Annotated in this window: 28 protein-coding genes; 20 read left to right on the top strand and 8 right to left on the bottom strand. The window is 41.4% G+C overall.

The window, feature by feature from the left end; translation table 11 throughout:
* Positions 1-145 precede the first annotated feature (145 nt).
* From PQO03_RS02385 to PQO03_RS02335, 11 genes are all read left to right on the top strand, one after another.
* Positions 146-1,009 (top strand): hypothetical protein, encoded by an 864-nt coding sequence (locus PQO03_RS02385; RefSeq protein ID WP_274150873.1) that lies wholly within the window; start codon positions 146-148, stop codon positions 1,007-1,009.
* A gap of 2 nt (positions 1,010-1,011) precedes the next feature.
* Positions 1,012-1,476 (top strand): SixA phosphatase family protein, encoded by a 465-nt coding sequence (locus PQO03_RS02380; RefSeq protein ID WP_274150872.1) that lies wholly within the window; start codon positions 1,012-1,014, stop codon positions 1,474-1,476.
* Positions 1,469-2,494 carry a dual-specificity RNA methyltransferase RlmN gene (rlmN, locus tag PQO03_RS02375; protein ID WP_274150871.1) on the top strand — a complete coding sequence of 342 codons (1,026 nt, stop codon included), beginning with the start codon at positions 1,469-1,471 and terminating at the stop codon, positions 2,492-2,494. The genes PQO03_RS02380 and rlmN overlap by 8 nt, the downstream gene beginning before the upstream one ends.
* 151 nt (positions 2,495-2,645) lie before the next feature.
* Entirely contained in the window at positions 2,646-3,128 is a 483-nt protein-coding gene (locus tag PQO03_RS02370) for an acyl-CoA thioesterase (protein ID WP_274150870.1), read from the top strand.
* Positions 3,129-3,210: 82 nt separating this feature from the next.
* Positions 3,211-4,212 (top strand): tryptophan--tRNA ligase, encoded by a 1,002-nt coding sequence (gene trpS / locus PQO03_RS02365; RefSeq protein WP_274150869.1) that lies wholly within the window; start codon positions 3,211-3,213, stop codon positions 4,210-4,212.
* 58 nt (positions 4,213-4,270) lie between these two features.
* Positions 4,271-4,630, top strand: a complete 360-nt coding sequence (gene panD, locus PQO03_RS02360) for an aspartate 1-decarboxylase (protein WP_274150868.1) — start codon at positions 4,271-4,273, stop codon at positions 4,628-4,630.
* Positions 4,630-5,463: a hypothetical protein gene (locus PQO03_RS02355; protein WP_274150867.1), complete on the top strand. Its 834-nt coding sequence runs from the start codon at positions 4,630-4,632 to the stop codon at positions 5,461-5,463. Before panD ends, PQO03_RS02355 begins: the two co-directional genes overlap by 1 nt.
* Before the next feature lie 48 nt (positions 5,464-5,511).
* Positions 5,512-6,408 (top strand): DUF58 domain-containing protein, encoded by an 897-nt coding sequence (locus PQO03_RS02350; protein WP_274150866.1) that lies wholly within the window; start codon positions 5,512-5,514, stop codon positions 6,406-6,408.
* 136 nt (positions 6,409-6,544) lie between these two features.
* Complete coding sequence (locus PQO03_RS02345; RefSeq protein WP_274150865.1) at positions 6,545-8,851, top strand: peptidylprolyl isomerase; 2,307 nt, start codon at positions 6,545-6,547, stop codon at positions 8,849-8,851.
* Between the two features lies 1 nt (position 8,852).
* The gene (locus PQO03_RS02340) at positions 8,853-9,488 is read left to right on the top strand and encodes a redox-sensing transcriptional repressor Rex (protein ID WP_274150864.1); all 636 of its coding nucleotides are present in this window, start codon (positions 8,853-8,855) and stop codon (positions 9,486-9,488) included.
* A 63-nt stretch (positions 9,489-9,551) separates the two neighbouring features.
* On the top strand, positions 9,552-9,824 hold the full coding sequence (locus PQO03_RS02335; RefSeq protein ID WP_274150863.1) for an HPr family phosphocarrier protein: 273 nt from the start codon (positions 9,552-9,554) through the stop codon (positions 9,822-9,824).
* 3 nt (positions 9,825-9,827) lie between these two features.
* Here the strand turns inward: PQO03_RS02335 and PQO03_RS02330 are convergent, their stop codons facing one another.
* The 8 genes from PQO03_RS02330 to PQO03_RS02295 form a co-directional block, all read right to left on the bottom strand.
* On the bottom strand, positions 9,828-10,613 hold the full coding sequence (locus PQO03_RS02330) for a lysophospholipid acyltransferase family protein (protein ID WP_274150862.1): 786 nt from the start codon (positions 10,611-10,613) through the stop codon (positions 9,828-9,830).
* Complete coding sequence (locus PQO03_RS02325) at positions 10,600-11,613, bottom strand: branched-chain amino acid aminotransferase (protein WP_274150861.1); 1,014 nt, start codon at positions 11,611-11,613, stop codon at positions 10,600-10,602. The genes PQO03_RS02330 and PQO03_RS02325 overlap by 14 nt, the downstream gene beginning before the upstream one ends.
* An 11-nt stretch (positions 11,614-11,624) precedes the next feature.
* On the bottom strand, positions 11,625-13,169 hold the full coding sequence (gene trpE / locus PQO03_RS02320; protein ID WP_274150860.1) for an anthranilate synthase component I: 1,545 nt from the start codon (positions 13,167-13,169) through the stop codon (positions 11,625-11,627).
* Positions 13,154-13,948, bottom strand: coding sequence for a metallophosphoesterase family protein (locus PQO03_RS02315; protein ID WP_274150859.1), 795 nt, complete (start codon positions 13,946-13,948; stop codon positions 13,154-13,156). Before PQO03_RS02315 ends, trpE begins: the two co-directional genes overlap by 16 nt.
* Positions 13,948-15,150 carry a serine/threonine-protein kinase gene (locus PQO03_RS02310; RefSeq protein ID WP_274150858.1) on the bottom strand — a complete coding sequence of 401 codons (1,203 nt, stop codon included), beginning with the start codon at positions 15,148-15,150 and terminating at the stop codon, positions 13,948-13,950. Before PQO03_RS02310 ends, PQO03_RS02315 begins: the two co-directional genes overlap by 1 nt.
* A 4-nt stretch (positions 15,151-15,154) precedes the next feature.
* Positions 15,155-16,306, bottom strand: a complete 1,152-nt coding sequence (locus PQO03_RS02305; RefSeq protein ID WP_274150857.1) for a hypothetical protein — start codon at positions 16,304-16,306, stop codon at positions 15,155-15,157.
* 17 nt (positions 16,307-16,323) lie between these two features.
* Complete coding sequence (locus PQO03_RS02300) at positions 16,324-17,070, bottom strand: metallophosphoesterase family protein (protein WP_274150856.1); 747 nt, start codon at positions 17,068-17,070, stop codon at positions 16,324-16,326.
* Between the two features lie 64 nt (positions 17,071-17,134).
* Positions 17,135-17,632, bottom strand: coding sequence for an NUDIX hydrolase (locus PQO03_RS02295; RefSeq protein ID WP_274150855.1), 498 nt, complete (start codon positions 17,630-17,632; stop codon positions 17,135-17,137).
* A gap of 88 nt (positions 17,633-17,720) precedes the next feature.
* On the opposite strand from PQO03_RS02295, the gene bcp reads away from it, so the two are divergent.
* The 9 genes from bcp to tsaA all read left to right on the top strand — a co-directional run bounded on the left by bcp (position 17,721) and on the right by tsaA (position 25,021).
* Entirely contained in the window at positions 17,721-18,188 is a 468-nt protein-coding gene (gene bcp, locus PQO03_RS02290; protein ID WP_274150854.1) for a thioredoxin-dependent thiol peroxidase, read from the top strand.
* 10 nt (positions 18,189-18,198) lie between these two features.
* A complete protein-coding gene (gene queF / locus PQO03_RS02285) occupies positions 18,199-18,618 on the top strand; it encodes a preQ(1) synthase (RefSeq protein ID WP_274150853.1) in 420 nt (139 codons plus the stop codon).
* On the top strand, positions 18,615-19,463 hold the full coding sequence (prmC, locus tag PQO03_RS02280; protein WP_274150852.1) for a peptide chain release factor N(5)-glutamine methyltransferase: 849 nt from the start codon (positions 18,615-18,617) through the stop codon (positions 19,461-19,463). The genes queF and prmC overlap by 4 nt, the downstream gene beginning before the upstream one ends.
* Positions 19,460-19,708, top strand: coding sequence for an NAD-dependent epimerase/dehydratase family protein (locus tag PQO03_RS02275; protein WP_274150851.1), 249 nt, complete (start codon positions 19,460-19,462; stop codon positions 19,706-19,708). The genes prmC and PQO03_RS02275 overlap by 4 nt, the downstream gene beginning before the upstream one ends.
* Positions 19,678-20,352 (top strand): TIGR01777 family oxidoreductase, encoded by a 675-nt coding sequence (locus PQO03_RS02270; RefSeq protein WP_274150850.1) that lies wholly within the window; start codon positions 19,678-19,680, stop codon positions 20,350-20,352. Before PQO03_RS02275 ends, PQO03_RS02270 begins: the two co-directional genes overlap by 31 nt.
* A complete protein-coding gene (locus tag PQO03_RS02265; protein WP_274150849.1) occupies positions 20,349-20,786 on the top strand; it encodes a hypothetical protein in 438 nt (145 codons plus the stop codon). Before PQO03_RS02270 ends, PQO03_RS02265 begins: the two co-directional genes overlap by 4 nt.
* Positions 20,787-20,898: 112 nt before the next feature.
* Positions 20,899-22,485 (top strand): ABC transporter permease, encoded by a 1,587-nt coding sequence (locus PQO03_RS02260; protein ID WP_274150848.1) that lies wholly within the window; start codon positions 20,899-20,901, stop codon positions 22,483-22,485.
* Positions 22,482-24,257, top strand: a complete 1,776-nt coding sequence (locus PQO03_RS02255; RefSeq protein WP_274150847.1) for a hypothetical protein — start codon at positions 22,482-22,484, stop codon at positions 24,255-24,257. The genes PQO03_RS02260 and PQO03_RS02255 overlap by 4 nt, the downstream gene beginning before the upstream one ends.
* Positions 24,254-25,021: a tRNA (N6-threonylcarbamoyladenosine(37)-N6)-methyltransferase TrmO gene (gene tsaA, locus PQO03_RS02250; RefSeq protein WP_274150846.1), complete on the top strand. Its 768-nt coding sequence runs from the start codon at positions 24,254-24,256 to the stop codon at positions 25,019-25,021. Before PQO03_RS02255 ends, tsaA begins: the two co-directional genes overlap by 4 nt.
* The last annotated feature ends 56 nt before the right edge of the window (positions 25,022-25,077 follow it).

Raw genomic sequence — 25,077 nt, 5'->3', positions numbered from 1 at the left:
CTGAAGCGTATTATTCAAAGTTAAGAAGCTTAGCGATAAGCAATCACTAAGATACACCTTAAGAATTATCAGTTCGTCTTTACGCATTTAGTTTGTGAGTTACTTTCCAAGAGCTTTTTATATTTATTAAATTTTAAGGATTCACATGAAATCATTTGTCATTGCTTTTATTGCAGGCATTATCGGTGGTATCGCCTACAGCTTTTTGCCCGATGCAAGTTGGGGCGCAAGCGTAACAGGCATACTCGTCACTCTCGCCGTTTACTTTGTCATCAACCGCAAAATCAACTCTAAGCTCATGCTTATCGTCAATGCGAGCCAAGATCACATTCAAGCAACACAAGAGAAAGTACGCAAAAAAATGAATGCCATGCAGAATAAGCCTGGACTCAACCAAACTGCTGCACAAAAAACTCTTGAGGGCATGCAAAAAGAAGGCATTGAAGAAGCTATTAAAATGCTCGACCCTGCCAATGAGCTATTCGGCTGGAGTTTGCTCGCTAGAAAGCAAGTAAGCACCATCAAGTACCAACTCTTCTTCAGTCTCAAGCAATTTGATAAAGCTGACAAACTCGAAGGTGACCTCCTGCTCTTCGATCCTCAGCTCGTCGCTATGAGAATGGCTCGTGAATGGATGCGTTCACCTTTTAAGAAAGATAGTAGCCCCAAAGAAATTCAGTCTTCTCCCATTACTAAATTATTTAAAAAGGGAACGTCTCGTGCTAAAGGTACTACAGGCGCTTTCCTCTACAATACTTACGCTTGGATGCTCAACAAATCTGACAAAAGTAAAATGGCTCTTGAGTTACTCACGAAAGGTTTAGATAAATGTGCTGATGATGTCATCAAAAGCAATCTTGATGTTTTACGTAATAATAAAGCTTCGAAATTCTCTAATAAAGCTTATTCAGAACGTTGGTACTCACTTCACCTCGAAGTACCCCCACAAGCAAAGCCACAAAAACAAAAAATGCGCCGTGGCCGTAACCAAGGCTTCCAACCTTTCTAATAATGTTAGAACTGATCATACTGCGTCACGCCCATGCGGGTGAGGCCCTTACCGATTTCGACCGACCTTTGCGTGACAAAGGTCGTCGAGAAGCCATTAAACTTGGCGAACTTTTTCAAAGTCAAAAACGATGGCCCGATTACGCTTTAGTAAGCCCTGCTCTGCGGACTAGTGAGACATTTGAACTCGCGAGTCAGACGTGGCCATCGTGCCCTATTGAAAAACCTCAAGCAATCTATAATGGCAGCTTAAATAGCTTATTAAATGCCCTTAGCCAAATCCCAAGCGAGGCCAAAAAAGTTTTAATTGTCGCTCACAACCCTGGTGTAAGTTACTTAGCTGAAGAACTCAACAAAGGCAATGATTACTTAGGCTTTAGTCCGGCAGATTGGTGCCACATGCAATTAGACATCAGTCAATGGGAAGATATTCACCCCACATGCGGTAGCATCATTAGCCATGCCTAGTCTTTTTAATCATCAGGACCTAGAAAAGTTTTTTAATAAACAGCAAGTCCCCGAACGTAAACGCCGTAGTTTTCGTCGACTCCTTTTCAGAGAATTCATGGATCTTGAAGACTGCTCAGATGACAGTGCTTTAACGAGCCTCATCAAAGATCATTTTGATATCCCAAAACTCAAAATCATCTCACGCCAAGACTCTCAAATAGATGGTGCCACCAAACTTCTCTTGCAAACAGATGATGGCCAAAATATAGAGACCGTCATTTTACGCATTGGAACTGGTCGTACTTCACTGTGTATCTCATCTCAAGCTGGTTGTACAGAAAAATGCACTTTCTGCTCTACTGCGACACTTGGCTTCAAACGCAACCTCACCCTCGGTGAAATCATTGCTCAAGTGATGCTTGCTGGGCAAATCTTGCGCGAAGAAGAACGCCAAATCCGCAACATTGTCTTTATGGGCATGGGTGAACCTTTGCGCAATACTAAGAATGTATTAGAAGCCTTAGACCTTATGCTTTCATCTGCTTACATGGGCTTAAGCTCTAAGCGCGTCACCGTTTCTACTATCGGCATCACTGAAAATATTGGCAAGCTTCGCGAACAATTCCCCGAAGTCAATTTAGCGCTCTCATTGCACGCCTCAAATGATAAAATTCGCAACATCCTGATGCCCATCAATAAGACCTTCCCGATGGCAAAGATTAAAGAGACTCTACTCAGTGTGCAAGAACAGGCTTCTGGCAAACTCATGATTCAATACCTCTTAATCAAAGACCTCAATGATACGCCAGCACAAGCTGCGGAACTCGCAATATTCTTAAAAGACATAAACTGTATCATTAACCTCATCCCCTATAATGACTCCATGGGCATGGGCAACTGGAAATGTAGTAGCGAGGAAAAAATGGTCGCATTCCAAAAGGTTTTACAAGAGCAGGACTTCCAAGTCACGCGACGCCATTCACTTGGCCAAGACATTGACGCGGCCTGTGGCCAACTCGCCGCAAAAAATCAATAAATCCCACGCTCAAAAAATAAAACAGTAGCACTAGGCTTGCGATAAAAATAACAATTTTGTAAATAATTATAGTATTTTTACATAATTGTTTGAAATATATTTTTAATGTAACATTATTGAAAAGGTTAATTAACTTTCTAGGTACAAATAAATGCTCAAAAAATCTCAAACTGAAATGTCAGTTTTAGTCACTCCCGAAATGGCCAACTTTAATGGCAATATGCATGGTGGCGACCTACTTAAACTTTTAGATCGTGTTGCCTATACCTGCGCTACTCGCTATTGCGGAAAATATGCCGTAACGCTCTCGGTTGATCAAGTAACTTTTAAGCAATCCATCAAAATTGGCGAGCTGCTCACTTTCCTTGCATCAGTCAATTACACCGGACGTACGTCAATGGAAATTGGTGTAAAAGTCATTGCCGAAGACCTCCATCAGCAAAGCTTGCGTCACACCAATACCTGCTACTTCACAATGGTTGCCGTAGACAAGGACAGTAAATCGGTTGTCGTCCCAAAATTTGAGCCTGAAACTCCGAAAGAAGCAGAAAGATTTCAATTGGCCGAACAACGTCGCGAACGTCGTATGTTACAGAATAAAGTCGATGCCATGATAAAAAGTAAAGACAGCTAAGTTATTCCTTGAGCCAAGCTTGAAAAGAGCTAGTTTTGGATTAATAAAGGGCTGATAAAAAACTTAGCTCTAAGGTAATTCTGTGGACAAAAAAATCTCTCTCACTGGCATAAAACCAACTGGCATGCCTCACTTCGGTAACTTCTTCGGCGCAATCAATCCTGCACTGGAATTAACTGAAAAATATCAAGCTCGCTATTTCATTGCAGATTACCACGCTCTTAACACGGTAAAAAAACCTCAAGAGATGATTGATCATACCTACGCAGTCGCTGCTACTTGGCTCGCCTGTGGCCTCGATCCACAAGACGCACTTATCTACCGTCAATCAGACGTCCCCGAAACTCACGAACTTGCGACTTTCCTCATGGCTTTCACGGCGAAAAGTATGATGAACAAAGCTCATGCTTATAAAGCTAGAGTTCAAGACAATCAAGCCTCAGAAAAAGACGCCGACATCGGCGTCAACATGGGCCTTTATACCTACCCCGTTTTGATGGCTGCAGATATCTTACTTTATAATACCAACATTGTTCCTGTTGGACGTGACCAAAAACAACATGTTGAAATTACCGCTGACATCGCTCAATCAATCAATCACAACTACGGCGAAGAAATATTAGTCATTCCCGAAGCGATTATTTCCGAAAGTTGCGATATTATCATCGGTACTGATGGCCGAAAAATGAGCAAAAGTTATAACAATACTATCCCCCTCTTCCAAGCTCCTAAAAAAATGCGTAAGCAGATCATGAAGGTCACGACTAATTCTCAGGAAATTGAAGAAGCGAAAGATCCCGAAACTTGTAATGTTTTCTCACTCTATAAACTCTTTGCTAATCAAGAAGAACAAGACGCCCTGGCAGCTCGCTATCGTGCTGGCGGCCTTGGCTGGGGACATGCCAAACAGGAACTTTACGAATCAGTCGAACGCAAATTTTCTCCTATGAGAGAAAAATATGATGCCCTCATAGAGGATCGTGAACTTCTTGATAAAATCCTTAAAGAAGGTGGCGAAAAAGCTCGTACTATCGCCTCTTCCACTATTAGTCGTATCCGCAAAGCAGCTGGTTTTCCCTGCTAACTTTACAAGAACACTTATGAGTGTATCTTCCCGAAAATTAAATAGATAGAGAAATTTTATGAAAATCGAAGTGCTAAAAAGCAAGATCCACAAAGCTGTGGTCACACAAGCCGACCTCAACTATGAGGGTAGCCTTGGCATTGACCAGGATATCATGGACAAAGTGGGACTCTTGCCCTATGAAAAAATCTTAGTCAGCAACCTCAACAATGGTCAACGCCTAGAAACTTATGCCATTCCTGCAGAACGTGGCTCACGCTGTTTTTTACTCAATGGTTCAGCTGCCCGTTTAGGCGCCGTTGGCGATCGTATCATCATCATGAATTTTGCTTACTACGATATCGAAGAAATCAAAAAGGGACATAAGCCAACTGTCGCCGTCCTCAACGAAATGAATGAGATCGAATTACTCAAGTAATGGATAAAATCCTCAATAAGCTAGAAAAGAAGTTTGGTCACTTAGCCATTCCCGACCTCACAAAGAAACTTTTAATTTTAAAAGTCATCGTTTTTGCGTCTATTCAGCTTATTTTTAATGGCCAGCCAAATGACTATGCCAATACTCTTGAACGTATACAGGTAGCCAATATTCACGTCATTGGAGATCTTATTGCTTCACTAGGCACTCCTCCTGTTCAAACGGCCCAAGGCTGGAATATCATTTGGTTATTTTTTGCGCTCTCAATCTTTTTAATGGCAGGCAGAGGCCTTGAACAGGCCTGGGGTTCATTCCGCTACAATTTTTACATACTCTTTTACGCACTTCTCTACCTCGCTATATTCACAGGCATTCGCCTCATTTTCCCAGGAAGAGTAGCCCCCTTCCCTATAGACCTTCTCTATGCTGGCGTATTCATGGCCTTTGCCACCAAGTTCCCCGATGTAGAAATTACCTTAATGTTCATCATCCCCGTGAAAATCAAATACCTTGGTTTTGTTTCAGGATTTTTTGTGGCTTTCATGGTGTTCTCACAACTTAATAATCCGATGATGGCTCTAGGAGCCAAGATTGCCACGGCACTTATCCTTGCAATCCCACTCATTCATTACGCAGGCTTTGCCCTTCCCTACCTCTATGGAAATGCGGATTTGCGGAAAAAACGAAAAGCATTTCAAAAAAGTGTCGACCCAAAGCAAGGCCGAGCTACTTTCCACAAGTGCACTACTTGTGGCCTCACCGAATCAGATGATCCGAACATGATCTTTCGCGTTGGTGACGATGATAAAGATTACTGCGAAAAACACATTTAGGTTTTAGGTTTTAGGTTTCAATAAAATTGACTGGCACTAGATTAGAGCATGTCAGATTTAAGCCAATATCTCACCCCTGAAGTTGTCAATGCCGTTGCTCGTCTCGACTTGCAAGCTCGCGCCATTGCCGAAGCCTACTTAAGTGGACGCCATCGCTCCGCTCAACATGGCTTTTCTACACAATTTAGCCAGCATCGCCCCTATATTAAAGGCGACCCCATTAAAGATATTGACTGGAAAGTCTATGCTCGCTCAGACAAGTACTACATTAAAAAATTTGAAGCTGAGACAAATATTGAATGCACCTTCTTAGTTGACATCTCAGAGTCAATGAATTATAACAGTCATTCGCTCAGTAAACTTGATTACGCGACCTGCCTCTGTGCTGCCTTATGCTTAATACTTATTCAGCAACAAGATAGTCCTGGCCTCATTACCTTTGACGAAGATGTTCGTCACTTCATCAAACCTGGTTCTGGCCAAAAGCAACTGATGCAAATCATCCATACTCTCGGCTCTCATGATGGCTCTAGGTCCAGTAACTTTGGACAATCATTGCCCAACGCCGCCTCTATGCTTGGCCACAAAGGTCTCATTGTTTGCTTCAGTGATCTCTTAGGCGATACTGATAAAGCTCTAGAAACACTTCAGACACTTAGCTATGGCAAACACGACATTATGCTTTTTCATCTTTTAGATCCAGAGGAAATCGAACTCAAACAACAAGAACTTTCCCGCTTCCAAGATAGTGAAAATCCCTCCAGTACAATAGTCGCAAATCCCGACTCAATCCGTGCCACTTATCAAAAGATTATTCAAGACTTTATTAAAAAAGTTAAAGACCGCTGCCAAGAAAGTAAAATCACTTGCTGCTTCGTTAACACCGCAGATCCTTTTGACGTCGCGATCCATGAATTCATGAGTCAACGTCGCTCAATGATGTGATTTCTTCATCTATCTCAAGATATCCCCTTTTTTACAGGCTTTTATAGCTCTTAGTGGCCGAGACTACTTGACGGTATTTATTGTGATTTTATCTTAGGCTCTTTCAAGTTTTAACCTCAATTTCAATGGACATTTTATGTTTACAGCTTTAAACAACGCATTTCACAAAAATAAAAACCTTTTCGTTATCGTTTTCGGTCTTCTCACCCTCTCCTTTATCTTAACTCTTAGTGATGTAAGTATCACAGATTTAGCTAGCGGAGGAAGCAACGGTTCTGTAGGTGCCATCAATGGTGAAAAAATTGATAAAGACACTTACGAAAAATTAGCTGCCAAAGAAAGCATTGTCTTAAGTATCAATTACAAAAGTATTATTCAGCTGAACTCTAGCAATAGCGAACACATCACTGAAGTATTGACACAAACAGCTATTGACAGAAAAATCCAAGAAGACATCAAAGCCGGCACTTATACTGCAAAAGCTATCAGCCCTGAAGACATGCGCAAATTTGCTGATGACAACAAACTTACTACTGATATCATCAAAGCCATCCGCACACGCCTTGGTATCGGTGGTCAAGAACTTGACGGTGCTATCAAAACTCTTATTGCTCGTCGTAACTACATGGAAAGCTTTGAAGAGAGCGTGACTATTGATGAAGCTAAAGTTAAAGCTCGTGCCCAGCAAGAAAATAGTACCATCACGCTTCAAAGCAAAAACTTTTCTGCTACTGATGCCATCGACGAAAAATTAATCACTTACTATAAAGAAAACCAAGATAAGTTCACCTACGACGATACGCTCTCAAGTCAAATCATTCGCTTTGCAAAAACTCCAGCAGGGAAAACTGCTGCCACTGCTTTTGCGGAAGCCGCATCCAAAATAAAGATCAATAATATCAATGCCTTAGCGAAGAGTAAAAAACTTGAACTCGTGACCCTCGCTAAAACTCGTATTTCTGACATCAACGCCGGTAAACTACTCGAAAATGATTTTGCACTCAGCACTGCCCTCATCGAACTCAGTACTGACAAGCCTGTCTCTGTAGTCATTGAAGGTAGCCAACATAACTATGTTGCCATTCTCACAGAAAAAGGCGGAGTCCTTCCCTTTACACAAATTCGTGAACAAGTTATCGAAGCTTACTTTGGCGTTGAAAGACTCCAAGCTTATTACAACAACGAAGAAAATAAGCGCCAGTTCCTCATCCCCCGTAGCCTACAACTTAGCCTTGTTAGCCTAAGTCCAAGCACTCTTTATTCTGAAGTAGCCTTTAGCCCTGAAGAAATCAAAGTTGAATACGATAAAAATATTAGTGATTACAAAGTGGCTCAAATCAAAACGACTAAATATTCAATCACGGCTAAAGATGATAAATCCCTAGCACTTGCTGAAACGACTCTTAAAGCTATTAAAGTTCTCGCTGATAGCAATGCGAAAAACCTTGCCGATGAGCTCAAGAAAAACACAGATATCAAAAGCACCAGTACTGAATGGATTAAAGCAGATGATACTAACAAAGACTTGTTTGCTTTAGCCAAATCAAAATCCACCGCAATCGAAGCTAAAGACTTGGAATTCTCTTTCACTCTTATTAATGATAAGCGTGAAGAAACTCCTTACTCAGAAGCTAGCAAAGAGATTGAGCAAAAAGCGATTCACGCCAAAGCCAGCACTAAAGCAAGAATTGCGGCCGAAAAGCTCCAAGATGTCATCGCAAAGAATCGCAATAATGAAAACTTCTTTAATCTCTTCCTTATGGAATCTGCTAAAGAAAAATTTACTGAGCGTAAACTTCAACCGCTATCACCTCAGTCTGGTAGCCAGCAAAATATGCAGCTCGCTTTTCAACTCATTCAGCAGGGCTTCACTCCTCCAGGTGGATTCTCACAAGAAGCCTTCAATCAAGTGGGACAAATGCTTGCCACTCTTTCAGCACAACGTCCTATTAGTGACCCGTCTGTAACTGACAATGGCGATATTCAATATCTCCTCGTAGAAAGAGAAACGCCTTCTAGCTACGTCCCTTTTGAGAATGCAAAATCAGGTATTTCCTTCCAAGTCGCTAACTCCGAAGGCAAAGTCCTTGCGAAAGCAAAAGCTGATAGCCTCAAAGCTGATCTTGAAAAAGCCGAAGACACTAATGCTTTTTTCAAAGCTAATTCATTCTCAGAAGAACAGACTATTACAAGTGCCAATAGAGCTCAATACGCTAGCCTCCTTACTGATGAGATCTTAGAAAAAGATGCCGCTTACGTTTCTGCTGCTGGCAACGATAGCTCACTCAGCTATGTCAAAAAAATCACACTTGGTGATCAAGAGAAAGTAAACGCAAGCCTAGAAAGCCTTCTTAAGAATGAGAAATCACGTTTAGCTTACGAAAAAGTAAATGGTATCATCACTTCTATCAGAGAATCAGTGACCATCGCAAGCTCAAAGTAATATGCCTCAAAAAAGGCCCAGCGGCACCCTCTCACCTCCAGTCATCCAAAGGCTGAGTGAGTACCTTCTTATTCTTGAGCAATTTATTACTCAAGAACAAGAAGTTGTCTCGAGTCGCGCCTTGGCCACCGTCTACGGCAACAACTCGAGCCAGGTTCGCCATGACATCTTCCAGATCGAACACAAAGGTAGTCAGAGCCATGGCTACCTCTGCATAGAGCTTATCAAAGATATTCGCATTGCCCTCAATCTACAAAATGAAAAGAATCTCTGTATTATTGGTATGGGGAATCTAGGCCGTGCAATCACCGCTCATGTCCCTTTCGATAAATACGGAATGAACTTAAGCGCTACTTTCGATATTGACCCCGATGTCGTTGGTAAAAAAATTGGCGGTATTGAAGTCTATAGCGCTGAAAGCATGATGGATATCCTCAAAGAAAAAAACATTACCATGGCCGCGCTCTGCGTACCCGCCACTCGTGCCCAGAAGACCTGTGATCAAATCATTCATTCAGGCGTCAAAGGCATCCTTAACTACTCACGGATTCGCCTTAAGGTACCTGAGCACGTTTCAGTTCATTACGAACAGATCATTTGCTCTTTTATGCAACTTTCCTATAAGTGTTCACTTTAATTTACTTGTAAATGTTTACCGAGGCTTTTTATTAAAAAAAAGGCCAAAGAGGGATATGTAAATATGTACACTATAGAAGCTACCGTTAATAACATCCACGGCATTCACTGCCGTCCTAGTTCCGCTATTGTGAAGGGAGCGAAAACTTTTGACTCTCAGATAAATGTCGATGCTGATGGTGAAACTGCCAGCCTCAACAATATCCTAGAACTCATCTCTCTAGGTTTGCCCCAAGGTTCCGTTGTATTGATCTCTGCTGAAGGGCCTGATGAAGAAGCTGCTGCAAAAAAAATTGCTGAGCTTTTTGAAGAAATTTACGATTACCCTGACAAGTAATTACTACTTCCACTCATTCAATTTTGATTCAATAAAGTCTACGCATTTTGCGTGGACTTCTTTTTGATTCTTTGAATCCACATCCATACCTTCACCAAAACTATACCTTACTGTTGAGCTTCTAGTAATAGGTCCGTAATCAGAGATTAATTTGCCTCTACCCCAAAAGCTTGTATCTAGAGCGAAAGGCTGAATTTTAACTCCTGCGCGACGCGCCAACTTACAGCCAATACTATTAAACTCATCGGCGATAAAGTCGACTCCACGAGTCTTTTGTGGAAAAATAATAATACTGATATTATTATTCAGCATTTCACAGCCCTGCTTAAGAAGTGTCTTTAAATCTTGAATCGGATTAGTTCGCGTCATTGGAATACAACTCATCCCTTGCATGATATCTCCAAAAACCGGATACGTCATCAGACTCTCTTTAATCACAAAAATAGATGGACCCGCATTCTTCATTACATAAGCTAAGCTCACGGTCTCTAAAGAACTCATGTGATTGGCCACAAAAACTCTTGGCTCTGAAACAAGATTATCTAAGCCATCTATTTCAACTTTGCCACCACTATCTTCAACCGCCTGTAAAACGCGGCGAGTATACTCGGTTAATTCTGGGAAGTTATATTTTCCCGCTTGGCATATTTTAGAAAAATCACTAACAGGCTTAAAAGCATGATAATAAAAATAGAGGTTGCCAAGCCTAAGGATTCTATCCATAAACTTACGAGATAGCTCTTCAGTCTTATAGCTATCCCCGACGATGCCTGCTTTAGGAAGAGACAATTCGACACCAGTTATATTGATCTTGATATTGACCTAATTGAATTTTTTGCATTCGCTCATACAGCTCCTGAAACCTTGGATGGATACCTTCTTGAGCAGGCTTATAGCTTTTTCCTAATTTATCAATATGACTAATAGGAGTCACAACCACTGCCGTACCACAAGCTGCTATGCCATCGAAATCTGTGATCTCATCAAAGTTGACATCGCGTTTCTCAACAGCCATGCCCATTTCTTCAGCTAAAGTCATAAGAGACATATTAGTGATACTTGGCAAAACCGATGAAGAACTTGGCGTCACGTAAGTATTACCCTTAATACCAATAAAATTTGATGTTCCAAATTCATCTATATACTTATGTTCTTTCGCATCTAAATAGAGATTAATTGGATAACCCTGTTCGCTAGCCATAATACCAGGCAACATTGCCGCTGCATAATTACCTGCCGCTTTAACATGCCCTATCCCCATTGGAGCCGCTCTATCATAATCTTCCATAACTAAAGCAGGAACAGACTGAAGGCCTCCTTTATAATAAGAACCTACAGGAACTACTAACATAATAAAAGTATATTCTTCCGCAGGCTGAACGCCTATCCGGGGACCTGAACCTATCAATAATGGTCGCATATACATAGAGGCGCCATAACCATAGGGAGGTAAAAAATCTATATTTGATTGAAGTACTTTATCTACCGCATCAAGAAAAATCTCTGTCGGTACTGGCTCCATACACAAACGTTTTGCTGATTTCTGTAAACGCTTCGCATTTTCTTCTGGCCTAAATACCCGTACTTCACCATCTTCACCTCTGTAGGCCTTAAGCCCCTCAAAGGCAGACTGACCATAATGAAGACAAGTCGCCGCCACATGCATCTTGATATAAGGTTCTTCTACATATTCACAAGCTGACCATTGGCCATCTTTAAAAGTATATTGAACGTAACATTTCGTTTGAAAATATGAAAATTTGAGGTCGTTCCAATCGATGGTGCTCATTGTATATCCTATTATTTATTCTCTGCACTCATTTTACTTGCTGTATTCAGCGCGACAAGCATTGCTCGAGCTTTATTGCCTGTTTCTTCGTATTCATAAACAGGATCTGAGTCAGCTACTACACCCGCACCCGCTTGAACATAAACTTTTCCGTCTTTTAGAACGGCCGTGCGTATCGCAATGCACGAATCAACATTGCCATTAAATGAAAAGTAAGTTACTGCGCCTGCATAAGCACCCCGGCGATCAGGCTCGAGCTCGGAGATGATTTCCATAGCGCGAATCTTTGGCGCGCCACTCACTGTACCTGCAGGGAATGTTGAACTCATCACTGATCCAGGTCCAAAGTTTTGCTGTAGCTTACCCCGAACCTCAGAAACAATATGCAACACATGACTATATTTTTCGATAATCATCAACTGTGATATATCGACTGATCCAGTCTCGGCAATTCTTCCCACGTCATTCCTTGCTAAATCTACTAACATGATATGCTCTGCACGCTCTTTAGGGTCAGCCAAAAGATCTTCTGCTAGCGCATCATCTTCTGCTTTATTTCTACCGCGTTTACGCGTCCCAGCGATAGGACGAACTGTTACTAGCCCATCTTCAGCCTTGGCGTGAACTTCTGGACTTGCACCAACTAAGGAGAAATCGTCACCTAAGTGCAAGCAAAACATATAGGGAGATGGATTAATCATCCTTAGTGTTCTCATTAGATCCAGAGGCTCTGGATCTACATCCACTTCAAAGCGCTGAGAAAGTACCACCTGAATGACATCACCCGAACGAATATATTCTTTTGCTGTTAAGACTTTTTTACAAAATTCTTCTCGAGTCATATTTGATTGAGCCTCTAAAGGCTCAGTTTCTAAATTTAAAACCAAGGGTTTTGCTACACGATCTTGACCGAGCTTCTTAACAATTTGAGCTATATTATTCAAAGCTTTTTTGTAGCCCTGCTCTAAATCGTCTTTTTTTAAATCAATATGACTAATCACCTGGATTCGCTGCTTTAAGCGATCAAAAGAAACAATTGTTTCGTAAATACCAAAGAGTGCATCAGGAGTGCCGAAGTCCTCTTTATTTTTGCACTGTACACGAGGCTCTATTTCCTGAATCGTTTCGTAAGACGCATAACCTACTGCACCACCGCTAAAGGGTGCCAAGCCCTCTAATTCGACCTGGTCATAACGTTTTAGGTAATTCTCTAAAAATTTAAAGGTATCTTCCTTCACTTCAAGAGTTGAAGTCTCGGCTCCACTCAATTCAACAATATCACCTCTACGACTAATTAAAGCCAAAGGATCAACGCCCATAAATGAGTAACGACCTATATTTTCTCCACCATCGGCACTTTCCAACAAAAAGGCATAAGGTTTTTTCTTGCCTGATTCATCGTAGGCAATTTTACTAAATGCTGAAATCGGGGTCTCTAAATCTGCGATCAACTCCGTATAAATAGGAATCAAAGTTCCTTTCTTTGCTAAAATTTTTATACTATCCTTAGAAGGATGTATATTGGCCAACAGACTCTCTTCTAAAAAACTTTCCATTTTTGCTCTACTTTTCCGCCGTCAATTTCTATAATATTTGCTTTTCTACCCATCGTTAAGGAACCAGCACAAATCTCTTTGGATCCATTGGGCTCTTCCCGTAAGAAAGCATGGTGAATATGCCCGCATAAATTTATGTCTATCGCCCCAGTTTGCAACAGCTGATGCACTTTCTCTCCATCAACAAGAAGCTTATGTACGGGAAGAGGATCCCCTTCACCGTTTAAGAGCGGGTAATGACCAATAGCTATCTTACATTTCTCGCTATCTTCAGCACTCCACACACTCAAGCTCTGACATGTTTCTTCGTCGACAAAACCACTCGACAACTGTATCGGCCTCGGAACTGCATGATTACTTAAATAAAAAACAAGCCCATCATCTGCAATGCGCAAAGGAAATTTTGTCACCAAGCCTTTTGTTAGCCAAGCAATAAAATCCATCATAGCTTTATGAGACTTCTTACAATCTATATAATTGTCGTGATTGCCTGGCACCGCTAAAATCTTGAGTCCCTCAATAGCCCGCAAAGCCTCCAGACGCTTTTTCACCATAGCAAATTCTTTTACTGATCCCGTGGAAGTAAAGTCGCCTGAAATGATGACATAATCAAAACCCTCTTGTTCCACAAAATGAGTCAGTGCATCTAGACGCGACCAATCAACAGATTTTTTACGTCTAAAAACATAATTACTACCGCCAAAAAGGCGTTTACTGAACAAAGATAAGGGAGCTGGAAAAGCCCCCTCATGAATATCCGAAAAATGAATGATCTTCATCAGATAAGTAATAAAACCAGAGATACGACTATCGTCCCCGCTAAGCAGGCAGCAGACAAAGCCTTAAGCTTACCATGGCCTGCAGTATCTGTATAGGACTTGATCTCTTCTGGACTGAGCTCAATTGCTCCGGCTCGTGCCCTAGCTCGTGTTTCACCTGCTACAGGGCGATGAGCTACTCGACCACCACCTTCAACATTTCTTCTACGAGAAGAGTTAGATCTCAAATGAAGACCTTTTTTAGTAGAAGTCGTGTTCGTACTAATAGCCTTGCGAGTTTTATCTATTTCACGACTTAAGTCTTGCATACTCTGAAAACGATCTTCTGGCTGCTTCTCCATCATGCGCTCGAGAAGCTTACTTACCTGCGGAGGGACTAAACTATTTAGCTCATGCGCTGGACGCAAAGGCTCTTGCAAATGCTTGCGCGCAATTTCCGTTACCGAAGTACCACCGAAAGCGAACTCTCCTGTAACGAAGTGATAAAGTGTTGCACCTAGTGAATAGATATCTGCACGGAAATCCATTTCCGCACCAATGAGCTGTTCAGGACTAATATATTGTGGTGTCCCCATGATAGAATCACCATCATCAGTAGATTCTAATTTATCATTAGCAAAACGCGATAAACCCAAGTCCATCAGTTTCGCCATATCATCTACAACCATTATGTTATCAGGTTTAATATCTCTGTGAACTAATTTTTGCTGAGCCCATGCATAAGCCAATGCATCTGAAACTTGCTTAGTTATATTAAGTGCAGCCTCTACGGAAATCTTTTTCTCAACATCTAGAATCTCTTTAAGAGTCTGACCATTAACTAGTTCCATTGCCAAGTAGTAAACTCCGCCATCGGCTTGCCCCACGGCATAAGCCTGGACTATATTTTGATGCTGTAGTTTCGCTGATGCTCGCGCTTCTCTTACGAAGTCAATAACCGCATCCTGGCTCTGAGTTCTTAAGGCTAATATTTTTAAAGCCACATAACGGTCTAAACTAATTTGCAGGGCCCTGAACACAACACCCATGCCACCTTGGCCAATTTTTTTCTCAATGATATAATCGTCGATAACCACACCAGGAGCAAAGCGCTCTGCTGGAACGAGAAAGGCTTCTGCACAGTGACCACACTGAAGGTATTCGCCCAGATCAGTTTCATCTACAGCATTTACCCCAAAACAATTTTCGCACTGTACCTTCATCGTCTTATCTCCTAGTTTTTTTCAACCATATTTTTTTAGCATTCTCTTCTTTCGTTCCACCCACGACTATATTGCGTCCATCCATCACCAAGCAAATATGTGCATTTTCCTCTGTCGCCAAACTATTACTTTTACAACGCATAGCCCAAAACTGACGAACAGCTTCTAACCATTGAGTTTTTTCTGGTATCGTCTGAGAAAAAAAACCTCTATCTAAATAGATATACAAAATACATGCCTGCCCATTTTTCTTAGCACCCATACGCACTACTGAGCTTTCGCTGCCACGTCGAGCTTGAAACTTTAACCAATCACCCACTTCTTGCACTGCATGCACCAAGCGCTTAGGAGTTTCTTCAATACTTGGATCAAAAAAGCCTGATTCAGTTGCTGGATCTTTCTTGAAAAAACCTTGCTGTTCCTCTCTTTCGACCATTTTACGGGCTTTCATTCTAGCGTATTGTTCACCAAAATATAAGCGTCTCGTCTCATCAGAGAGTTTGGCTACATCCAAATTCATCTTACCATTATATGGTTCAATTTTTTCGAGGGATAAGCTGCGCTTACCTATAGAGATAACATGGCAATTCAACTTCTTGCCATCTTTCATCTTGATTGTAACACGCTTTTTAAGTACAGGGGTTTTGATCTTCGAGCTGAGATCTTGATAAATCTCTTCGTAACGAGCTTTCTTTAGTTTTTCCTCATCAGCCTCTTCCACTTCTTCAGCTTGGATATTTTTACTAATACTAGCTTTAAAAACTTTATCCGTCTTCTCTTTTTTTAGTGAAAGCTTTTTTACTGGCTTAGGGATTTCTTTTTTAGGCTCTACTTCAACATTGGCCGACTTAACTTCTACTGGCTTCACAGGCCTCATCCAATCCTTAAAAGGCCCCGCCATATCAGATATGATTACACCGAAAGTAAGCAAAGTGACAATTATATAAGCTAGATAGCCGCCAGATTTTTTCATTCGCTGTGGAGCGTGGGTATTAGCTCGGGACTTTGCCTGAGTTCTTGCTCGAGTCTGGCTCCTTGCAGCTGTTTTCGGTCTATCTTTAATGGCTCGAGCACTCGTAGCGTCTGAGCCTGCTTTCGTATTTACCTTGATCTTAGTTCTTGAGCTCCCCGAACTCTCCCCACCCTTTCTATTCATTCAAATATCCTTAAGGCTTATCGGCCGACTTGCAAACGAAGTGCTAAGCGATCAGGCAAGCCTGCTGCATAAATCTTTTTCTGAGTAGTTTCTATATCGTATTCTACACGATGCAGAGTAACTAGTCGCTCATCTGTATCAAAAGAACAGAAGGAAGCTCTATTATCACCGTCACGTGGCTGTCCTACTGACCCCACGTTGATCAAGTATTTATGATTAGGATTTAATCGAATCTGTTCATAACGTCCTGCTTGGATAACTCCTTTAGCACCACCTATTTGCTCGTAAGCGAAAGGCACATGTGAGTGACCGATAAAGCAGTAAGGGAGCCTTTGGTATGAAAACGAATTTTCTGCATAGTACTTATCAAAAATGTAACCCCATGCCTCAGGACTATCTAAGGTAGCATGTACGATAGTCGTCTTTAACTGCCATAAATTCTTAGTCATTGGCAAAGAATATAACCACTGGCGATCATCGAGTGTTAATTGCTCTCTTGTCCATTGAACAGCTTGAGCTGCTTGTGGGTTAAAGCCTATAAGCTCATTTTCTTGAGAAACATACTCATCGTGATTACCTTTAATAATTGCAACAGGCTGCAACTCATCTCTAACTATATCAATAACTTCTTTAGGATTGGCATTGTAACCAACGATATCGCCCAAACAAATATATTTTTGAATCCCTAGCTTTTTCCCTTCTTCAATTACCGCACGCACAGCTTCTAAATTTGAGTGCAAGTCAGAAATAATACCGTATAACATGACAACCTACTAATAGTTTTAAAAATTAAATAAAATATAGGCTCAAAGTAGACCTTAATAAGTCTTAGTTCAAATCTTTTCCACTTAAGTAGTCCGCAAATTCAAGGCTATATGAAGATAATTCACCAGATTGATAGCGAATCTCGCCAAAAAAAGTCTTATTTGACAAAACATACGGCAAAAAGTGCTTGTCACCCTCCCATAAATTCAAGAAAAGCAAGTCCTTTTTGTGTTTCCAGGACAAGTGCCCTTCATCACATTCTATAAGCTCTCCACTCGGCCCAAATGCCCGAAAAACATGGACTGACCAATCATTGCCATTTTTATCAAACTCCGGAAAGGTAATGTGACCCGCGAACTCAAACCTCTCTGCGCTTAAACCCGACTCCTCCTTCAATTCTCTAATAGCACAATTTTTTATTGATTCCCCAAGCTCCACTTTACCCCCAAGGCCATTCCATTTACCTATGTGAATATCTCCCTTTTTCTTAACTCTTTCAAGCATCAGGACCTGATCCCCCTCCATAAGGTATATGAGTGTCGCTTCTATTCGTTTTTTCATTTTTTCCATTCTCAAATTTGTTACATTAGACAAAGCGATTATATTACCGGCCGTAAACTATTTCAACTCAAGCTAAGGACCTTAAATTATGGAACCAGGAAAAACCGCCCCAAACTTCTCTCTACAGGATCAATCCGGCCAAACACACTCACTTTCAGACTACAAAGGAAAATTCCTCGTAATCTATTTTTATCCAAGAGATAATACTCCTGGTTGCACTAAAGAATCCTGTGCTTTTCGTGATCACATAAGTGAGTTCACAGATCTCAACTGCTCTATCCTAGGTGTATCAGCAGACTCTGCCACTAGCCATGAAAAATTCATCGCTAAGTTCAGCCTGAATTTCCCCCTCCTTGTAGATGAAGAAAAAGAAATGCTACAAGCCTATGGCGCATGGGGCGAAAAAAACAATTATGGTAAAAAATATATGGGCATCATTCGCTCAACGGTAATAATTGCCCCCGACGGTAACATCCTAAAACACTGGGAAACTGTGCGCGGAGCCGAAGACCACCCGATCAAAGTACTCGAAGCACTAAAAGAGCTCCAAGCCTAAAGGACCCACTATGAGCGAAAAAGAACGTTTAAACACACTTACCCTTCTCAGTAAAAACGAAAAGAATTATTTCGATTCTCCCGAAGATGCCGCATTAGAAGTATTTGATAACCTCTACGTAGGTAGAGACTACAAAATTACTTTTAATTGCCCCGAATTTACCGCCCTATGCCCTGTCACTGGACAGCCCGATTTTGGTAAAATAACTATCACTTACATCGCTGATGAAAAATGCGTAGAGTCAAAATCACTTAAAATGTACCTCTTTGCTTTCAGGAACCACAATAGCTTTCACGAAGAAGTTGTTAACAGAATTTTAGAGGACATCGTCGCCGTTTGCGACCCTCGCGAAATAACTGTTTATGGTGAATTCATGCCTCGTGGCGGAATCAGCCTTGATATCGAAGCCTCTCACAAAAAGAATTCATGAAAGATATCCGAGAGATCCTCACGCTAAGTGAGGATTACTTGGCCAAGCACAAAGTTGAATCTCCGAAAGTCAACGCTGAATGGATCATCTCTGACTCATTAAAACTAAAGCGCCTTGATCTCTACCTCCAATATGATCGCCCCCTCAATGAAAACGAACTAAGTGACATTCGTCAAAAACTTCAACGATGCGCTCAACATGAGCCCGTCCAGTATATCTGTGGAAGTACCAATTTTTACGGCCTCGAAATCTTCGTGGGGCCCGGGGTATTAATCCCCCGCCCAGAAACAGAATATTTAATTGATCACGCCCTCAAACTCATTGACGAAGGTCAGCAATTGCTAGATATCTGCACCGGATCTGGCTGTATCCCCATCGCTATACAGGAACAAAAAAATCAGACTTTAAAGATCACAGCAAGTGACCTTGAAGAAAATGCCCTCGCTTATGCAAAACGAAATATTGAACACAACAAAAGCAATAATATTGACTTAATTCAGTGTGACCTCTTTAGTGGAATCTCACAAGGCATCCAATTTGACCTCATAACTTCTAACCCTCCTTATGTAAGCCACAATGAGATCGCCGAGATGGGTCAGGATGTTTTAAAACACGAACCTAAATCCGCACTTTTTGCTGAAGAAGATGGCATGGCCATCATCAATGAAATTGCCGCCTCTGCTCCAGACTACATGAATACCGAAGCCTATATAATCATGGAAATCGGTGCTCAACAAGGCAAAAAATGTCTTTCACTCTTTGAGTCCTTCAACTATAGAAACATCGAATTACTCCAAGATTACAGCTCACGAGATAGAATCATCAGAGCTCAACGGCCACAGTGAAAATCTTAATCGCGGGTAGTAGCGGCTTTATTGGCGGTGCCTTAATGAAAAAACTACGCAAAAATAAGCATGATGTATTTAGCCTCGTCCGCAGAAAACCCCAAGGTACATCAGAGATAGAATGGGCTCCTGACAAAGGCTTGCTCAATCACCAAAGCATCGAAAACTTCGATGCCATCATCCACCTTGGCGGCGCCCCCGTCGCAGATAAAATATGGACGAAAGCATACAAAAAACCTTACTAGATAGTCGTGTTAACAGCACTAAAACGCTCGTCGAGGCCATCGCTAAATGCGAATCTAAACCTAAAGTTTTCATTTGCTCATCAGGCGTCAATTTCTATGGCGCTATATCAAATGATTTACTCACTGAAGAATCTCCTCTAGGAAAGAGTTATTTAGCAGAAGTATGCGAACAATGGGAATCCGCCTCTTCACCACTTACTAAGCTATGTACACGAAGAGTTTTACTACGTACGGGAGTCGTCCTTGATCCCAGCGGCGGCATGCTAGCCAAAATCTGGCCCATCTTTAAATTAGGCCTCGGCGGAACCCTCGGCTTAGGAAAACGTTACTTCCCATGGATATCATTGCGCGACATGACGAACCTTATAATACACTGTATAGAAGATGCATCTTTAGATGGCCCCATTAACGCTTGCGCTCCTCAATTAATAACAAACAAAGAGTTTACACAAGCCATATCCTCCCACCTTAATCGGCCTGCCCTACTGCCCATCCCCAGCCCTTTATTTAAATTGCTCCCCAAAGAAATGGCCGATGATCTATTTCTTTGCGACCTAAAAATCGTTCCAGAAAAGCTAAATAAGAGTTCATTCATCTTTCGAGAACCGAACATCAATCAATTACTAAAAGCTCAAAACCAATGATCTTAATCCATAAAAACGGAACTCGTATTAAGCTCTACTCAGAAGAAAGCTTAACGACACTAGATGACTCCCCTGTTCTTCATATCTGCACTGAAGACGGAGCTAACTCTTCAGAAATGAAAGCTAGACTAGATAAAATGCTTAGTCAAAAACTTGAATGGTACATTGCTTACGGTCCCGATGCGTTGCTATGGTGCCAAAAAGCCGAATTACTTAAAATAAGCGAAATTGAACAAGAACCCGAGAGTGAGTACAAGTTCTCTACTTTTTCTTTTGATGATGAACAAGACCTCTCTATGGCTCTTCATCAACTTACTAGTTTTAGCTCGGCATCTAATAACAACCAAGTCTACAAAGAGTTCATTGTCATCAGTGATTCGATTGAGGAAACCAAGCTTTGCTTAGGTGTTCTTGGCTATCAAACTCTGCTATAGGTCTTTTTTACCTTCTTTTTTAAAGATTTCTCTCCAAGCTTCTATTGCTCAAGCTTTATAAAAGGTCTAAGCTAATTCTATTAAATAGCAACGAGAAGATCACAAGGCTTAAATGTTTCAAATACTTACAATTGCTAAACAAACTCTCCGAGCTCACTTTCGCTCAAAAGCACTACTCACGATAATACCTGTATTATTGTGCGTAATATGGATCCTGTCTGCAGATACATCTGGAGATGGCACCCTCAAGAGCATGTTTCTTGTAAGGCTCGAATACTCGATCACCATGGCCGTCCTACTTTGCGCCATGATCACCCTATGGCTCAGTGCCTTCAACTTATCATCTCAAGAAGTTGAATCACATCAAATACAGCTCATGCTCACTAGACCTGTGCGAAGCTCTCATATATGGCTGGGGAAATTCCTGGGGACCATGATCATTTCGGCCACCTTACTCGCCCTATGTTTTTGCTATATTACTTGGCATATCACAAATGATTACAAGAAACTTAAAGATAGTTATACCAAAGATTCTGACCGGGTGATTGCCTGGCTTTTTGAAAGCTACCCCAATGGTAAAATTAAAGATCAGCAAATTGCATCCATGGCAAACCAGCATGCCATGCTCTACCATTCCATTAATGGCTTGAAGAAACAATTCACCAAAGATGATTTTAAAGATATTGATACCCTTGGCCTCAACAAGGCCAATATCTTCACTAGCCTTACTTATGCCTTAGCTAATCTACAAAAACTGGCCGCGGTAAAAAATGAATTATTAACGGCAAGAATTCACCACGATGCGACACCTTCGTTCCGCTTACTTTCTGCAGAAGAAGTTTTTACCAAGCGAGTCGCTAAAGGCCTAGCCAATGAAAAAATGCGCGCTAACATGATCCCGCTTATTCGAGATGAACTCAATCGCTCTGAGGGCCGTATCGATAGAGGCGAATCTAGAGAGTGGGTTTTTACCGGTCTGGATAGCTCACAAAAATCAAACATTTTTTTGAAAATGCGGTTTTTCTATGGCTTAGATTTAAATAGCTTAAGTAAAACTGGTAACATCAATATTAATATCTCCATGTGGGAACCCAAGAAAAAATTATGGAGTGACCCTTACCTCTGGCAAGGACGAGGAGCTCGTTACTATCACCTTCCGATCCGCCCTGATTTCATTTCCGATGATGGCGAAGCAAAGATAAAAATCACCAATGCCGAAGGCGGCAAGGGCAGTACTAATGCCGTCTTAATACGGAAAGGCGAAGGTCCTTTTTTAGTTATGGGCCAATACTCTTTCATTGCATCCATGACTCAAACATTCTTTTTGTATACTGGTCTACTGGCAACTTTCACTGCTGTCGGCTGTACTTTTGGCTTCCTCTTCTCATCGAGCATGGCTATTTTACTTGCAGGAACTTACTTCATTTTAGGATCTATCCTCAACTCTTTCATTAGCAATACTCTCCCCCAGAACTTCATGGAACAAATCATCTATTACTTCCATATAGCTCTTGCCAAAATCATTGCAGGATTTGGTGATTTTCATAGTGGCGAATACCTTGCACGAGGACAGATCCTCAGTTATTTCGAAGCTTTCAAAATCATGTTTATTGAAGTTGTACTAAAAGTATCTGCACTTTTAATCCTGACGGTTCAGTGCATAAAACGAAAAGAATTTGGCAAAGTGGTTAGAAAATGAATAAAAAAACTTATCCCATCTGCTTCATACTTATGGCCTGCTCGCTATTCCTCGCGCACATATCCATTAATCGACTCAGTGATTTACGACGTGAACATAAACTCAATGATGAAGTCATATTAAAAGACGCTCCTCCCGAAATAGTTTTTACCACTGTGGCACTTGGTAGCTTTAGGGGGCTCATGGCGAACTGGCTATGGATCAAAAATATCAAAAACCAAGAAGAGTTGCGTTTTCATGAGAGTTACCAAATAGCGAAGCTCATCACCATCCTGCAACCGCGATACACAACTGCGGTGAATCACCTTGCATGGAATATGGCTTACAACATCTCCGTAACTGTTGAAGACCCTGCGGAAAGATGGCACTGGGTTCAAAGAGGTATCTCTTTAATCCGTGATGAAGCCATGCGCTACAATAATAATGACCCTGAACTCTACCATGAGCTAGGCTGGTTATTTAGTCATAAAATCGATAAAAATTTAGATGATGCCAATCGTTACTACAAGATTCAATGGGCCATTGAGATGCAAAGAATCTACGGTAATAAGCCCGACTGGAAAGCCATGGACGAGCTCTATATCAATGCATTAATCCTAGGAGACAAACTAGAAAAAGCAGGTGTCGCACAAGCCACTGCTTACCTACTCAAACAGGACTTAAAAACTTTACTGAATAACATTGTCTTAGATGAGACCATCCCCACTCAATTAGACAAAGTTTTGACTGAGGATCAACGCGCCCTACTCATTCAGTACGCTCAAGAAACTCATAGCGCACCTCTTGAATTCAAAACCCTACAATTAGCCTTAAGTGATATCACTTCATTTAAAGATCACTTCATGAAGCTTCAGGAAAACTTAAGTGACTGGACCAAAGTGGAAGCCTTTTATAGAAGGTCCGGCAAACTCCCGAAAGCTTTTAGTGAAACATTTAACCACCTCCCACCAAAGACTCGAAAAATTACTTTAGATCTAATCTCTAATTTCCTTAAGAGAAGATGGTCAGAAATGCATTACCGCATTATCCCTTCCATTGCCCTCCAAGTAGAAAAAGAAATCAGCCCTGATCTCGAATGGCGCCTACCACAAGCACATGCTATATACTGGGCTTGGCGTGGTAAACAGGCCGGCCATACTGAACTCTCGGTCAAATGTGAACGTATGATTGTCCAGAGTCTCTATTCGGCATTCCAGAGTGGTAAATTACTTGAATACCGCGATGGCGATAAACTCTCTATTGATTGGACGAACAACCTCAAACTCGCGGATGTCGTTAAGCGTTTAAACCTAGAAGCGATAGCAAAAACAAACTCCAGTTCTTTTAAATCGGGTTATGGAAATTTTTTGAAAGAAGCTATTTTAGCCTTATACATGCGAGGCGACACCAAAAAATCTCGTGAATACTTAAAAGAATACGCGAAATTCAACAATATAAAACCAAGCCCCGATCTCGATAGTTTTGTCAGTGATATGTTCCTTGAACTCTATAAAAGCTCCGATGAAAACGAAGTCCTTTATGGTATCCATAACTTACTCCGCAGATCCATGACGCTCATTATCTATGGCCCCGAATTTGAGGCTAGCTCAAGTCAGTTTTTAAACATGGCTAAAACTCTCCATTCAAACTATCAAATCAAAATGAAGAAATTCAGTGAAGGGCGACAAATCCCCTCTTTTAATCGTATTCTCAATTCTAGTCGAAAAGATTTCGAAAGGCGTTTCCCACAATACAAAGGAAAGCTTCAAGAAATGATTGATTCACAGAAATGATTCAAATAAGGCCTATTGCTCATATAAAATGTCAATCGAATGAACTGTATGAACTTCCGAGCCAAGGCTCACTTAGAAGTTTAGAAGCAGAAGTCATTTTCACAGAAGACATGTCACAGGCCATTCAAGATTTAACTGGCATTGAACGCCTATGGCTTATTTTCCACTTTCACCTCAGTTCTTCATGGAAAGCAAAAGTCTTTCCTCCTCGTGGCAACAAAAAAATCTCCGTTTTAGCGACTCGTAGTCCTCATCGACCCAACCCACTAGGACTCTCTTGTGTCAAACTTTTAAAAGTTAACTCAAACTCAATTACCATTATTGGTCACGACCTTATTGATGGAACCCCTATCTTTGATATCAAGCCCTATATCCCTTTCGCTGATGCATTTGAAAACTCAGCTGCAGGCTGGATTGACGAGGTGGATAGCCATCAACATTTTGATGTCATCTGGGAAGATATTGCACAAGATCAAATCAAATGGCTTGAGGCTAACTCTCAATGGCAAATTAAACGCCTCTCTAGCCAAATCCTCTCTGCGGGAATTCGACCGGATCGAGACCGCATTAAAGCCCTCGATGAAAAATCATTTGAATTATCATGTAAGAGCTGGCGACTCCGCTGCTATCAGCAGGGCCAGGCCATACATATTGACCGGATTTATTCGGGCTATGATCAGCCTAGCCTAGAAGGCCCAGGTGACTCCCCCTGGCAAGATATGAATGAACATCGTGAATTCCAAGTCCTTTTCCCTTCTCACTAGGAAATGTACTATCGCACTAAGCCTTAGCTACTTCATGAAAGTTAAAACAAACTGAG

The sequence above is a fragment of the Lentisphaera profundi genome, from assembly GCF_028728065.1.
Taxonomy (GTDB): Bacteria; Verrucomicrobiota; Lentisphaeria; order Lentisphaerales; family Lentisphaeraceae; genus Lentisphaera; species Lentisphaera profundi.
The sequence above is the reverse complement of the archived record's forward strand: the minus strand, read 5'-3'. Positions and strand labels throughout refer to the sequence as shown.

Excerpts from the sequence above, each read along its gene's own strand:
- PQO03_RS02315 (WP_274150859.1), bottom strand. The coding sequence starts at position 13,948 with ATGAAGATCATTCATTTTTCGGATATTCATGAGGGGGCTTTTCCAGCT.
- rlmN (WP_274150871.1), top strand. The coding sequence starts at position 1,469 with ATGCCTAGTCTTTTTAATCATCAGGACCTAGAAAAGTTTTTTAATAAA.
- PQO03_RS02380 (WP_274150872.1), top strand. The coding sequence starts at position 1,012 with ATGTTAGAACTGATCATACTGCGTCACGCCCATGCGGGTGAGGCCCTT.
- PQO03_RS02270 (WP_274150850.1), top strand. The coding sequence starts at position 19,678 with ATGGACGAAAGCATACAAAAAACCTTACTAGATAGTCGTGTTAACAGC.
- PQO03_RS02310 (WP_274150858.1), bottom strand. The coding sequence starts at position 15,150 with ATGAAGGTACAGTGCGAAAATTGTTTTGGGGTAAATGCTGTAGATGAA.
- PQO03_RS02350 (WP_274150866.1), top strand. The coding sequence starts at position 5,512 with ATGTCAGATTTAAGCCAATATCTCACCCCTGAAGTTGTCAATGCCGTT.
- PQO03_RS02305 (WP_274150857.1), bottom strand. The coding sequence starts at position 16,306 with ATGAATAGAAAGGGTGGGGAGAGTTCGGGGAGCTCAAGAACTAAGATC.
- tsaA (WP_274150846.1), top strand. The coding sequence starts at position 24,254 with ATGATTCAAATAAGGCCTATTGCTCATATAAAATGTCAATCGAATGAA.
- queF (WP_274150853.1), top strand. The coding sequence starts at position 18,199 with ATGAGCGAAAAAGAACGTTTAAACACACTTACCCTTCTCAGTAAAAAC.
- PQO03_RS02300 (WP_274150856.1), bottom strand. The coding sequence starts at position 17,070 with ATGTTATACGGTATTATTTCTGACTTGCACTCAAATTTAGAAGCTGTG.
- PQO03_RS02255 (WP_274150847.1), top strand. The coding sequence starts at position 22,482 with ATGAATAAAAAAACTTATCCCATCTGCTTCATACTTATGGCCTGCTCG.
- prmC (WP_274150852.1), top strand. The coding sequence starts at position 18,615 with ATGAAAGATATCCGAGAGATCCTCACGCTAAGTGAGGATTACTTGGCC.
- PQO03_RS02385 (WP_274150873.1), top strand. The coding sequence starts at position 146 with ATGAAATCATTTGTCATTGCTTTTATTGCAGGCATTATCGGTGGTATC.
- PQO03_RS02260 (WP_274150848.1), top strand. The coding sequence starts at position 20,899 with ATGTTTCAAATACTTACAATTGCTAAACAAACTCTCCGAGCTCACTTT.
- PQO03_RS02355 (WP_274150867.1), top strand. The coding sequence starts at position 4,630 with ATGGATAAAATCCTCAATAAGCTAGAAAAGAAGTTTGGTCACTTAGCC.
- PQO03_RS02335 (WP_274150863.1), top strand. The coding sequence starts at position 9,552 with ATGTACACTATAGAAGCTACCGTTAATAACATCCACGGCATTCACTGC.
- PQO03_RS02345 (WP_274150865.1), top strand. The coding sequence starts at position 6,545 with ATGTTTACAGCTTTAAACAACGCATTTCACAAAAATAAAAACCTTTTC.
- PQO03_RS02370 (WP_274150870.1), top strand. The coding sequence starts at position 2,646 with ATGCTCAAAAAATCTCAAACTGAAATGTCAGTTTTAGTCACTCCCGAA.
- panD (WP_274150868.1), top strand. The coding sequence starts at position 4,271 with ATGAAAATCGAAGTGCTAAAAAGCAAGATCCACAAAGCTGTGGTCACA.
- PQO03_RS02340 (WP_274150864.1), top strand. The coding sequence starts at position 8,853 with ATGCCTCAAAAAAGGCCCAGCGGCACCCTCTCACCTCCAGTCATCCAA.
- PQO03_RS02295 (WP_274150855.1), bottom strand. The coding sequence starts at position 17,632 with ATGAAAAAACGAATAGAAGCGACACTCATATACCTTATGGAGGGGGAT.
- PQO03_RS02265 (WP_274150849.1), top strand. The coding sequence starts at position 20,349 with ATGATCTTAATCCATAAAAACGGAACTCGTATTAAGCTCTACTCAGAA.
- PQO03_RS02325 (WP_274150861.1), bottom strand. The coding sequence starts at position 11,613 with ATGAGCACCATCGATTGGAACGACCTCAAATTTTCATATTTTCAAACG.
- bcp (WP_274150854.1), top strand. The coding sequence starts at position 17,721 with ATGGAACCAGGAAAAACCGCCCCAAACTTCTCTCTACAGGATCAATCC.
- trpE (WP_274150860.1), bottom strand. The coding sequence starts at position 13,169 with ATGGAAAGTTTTTTAGAAGAGAGTCTGTTGGCCAATATACATCCTTCT.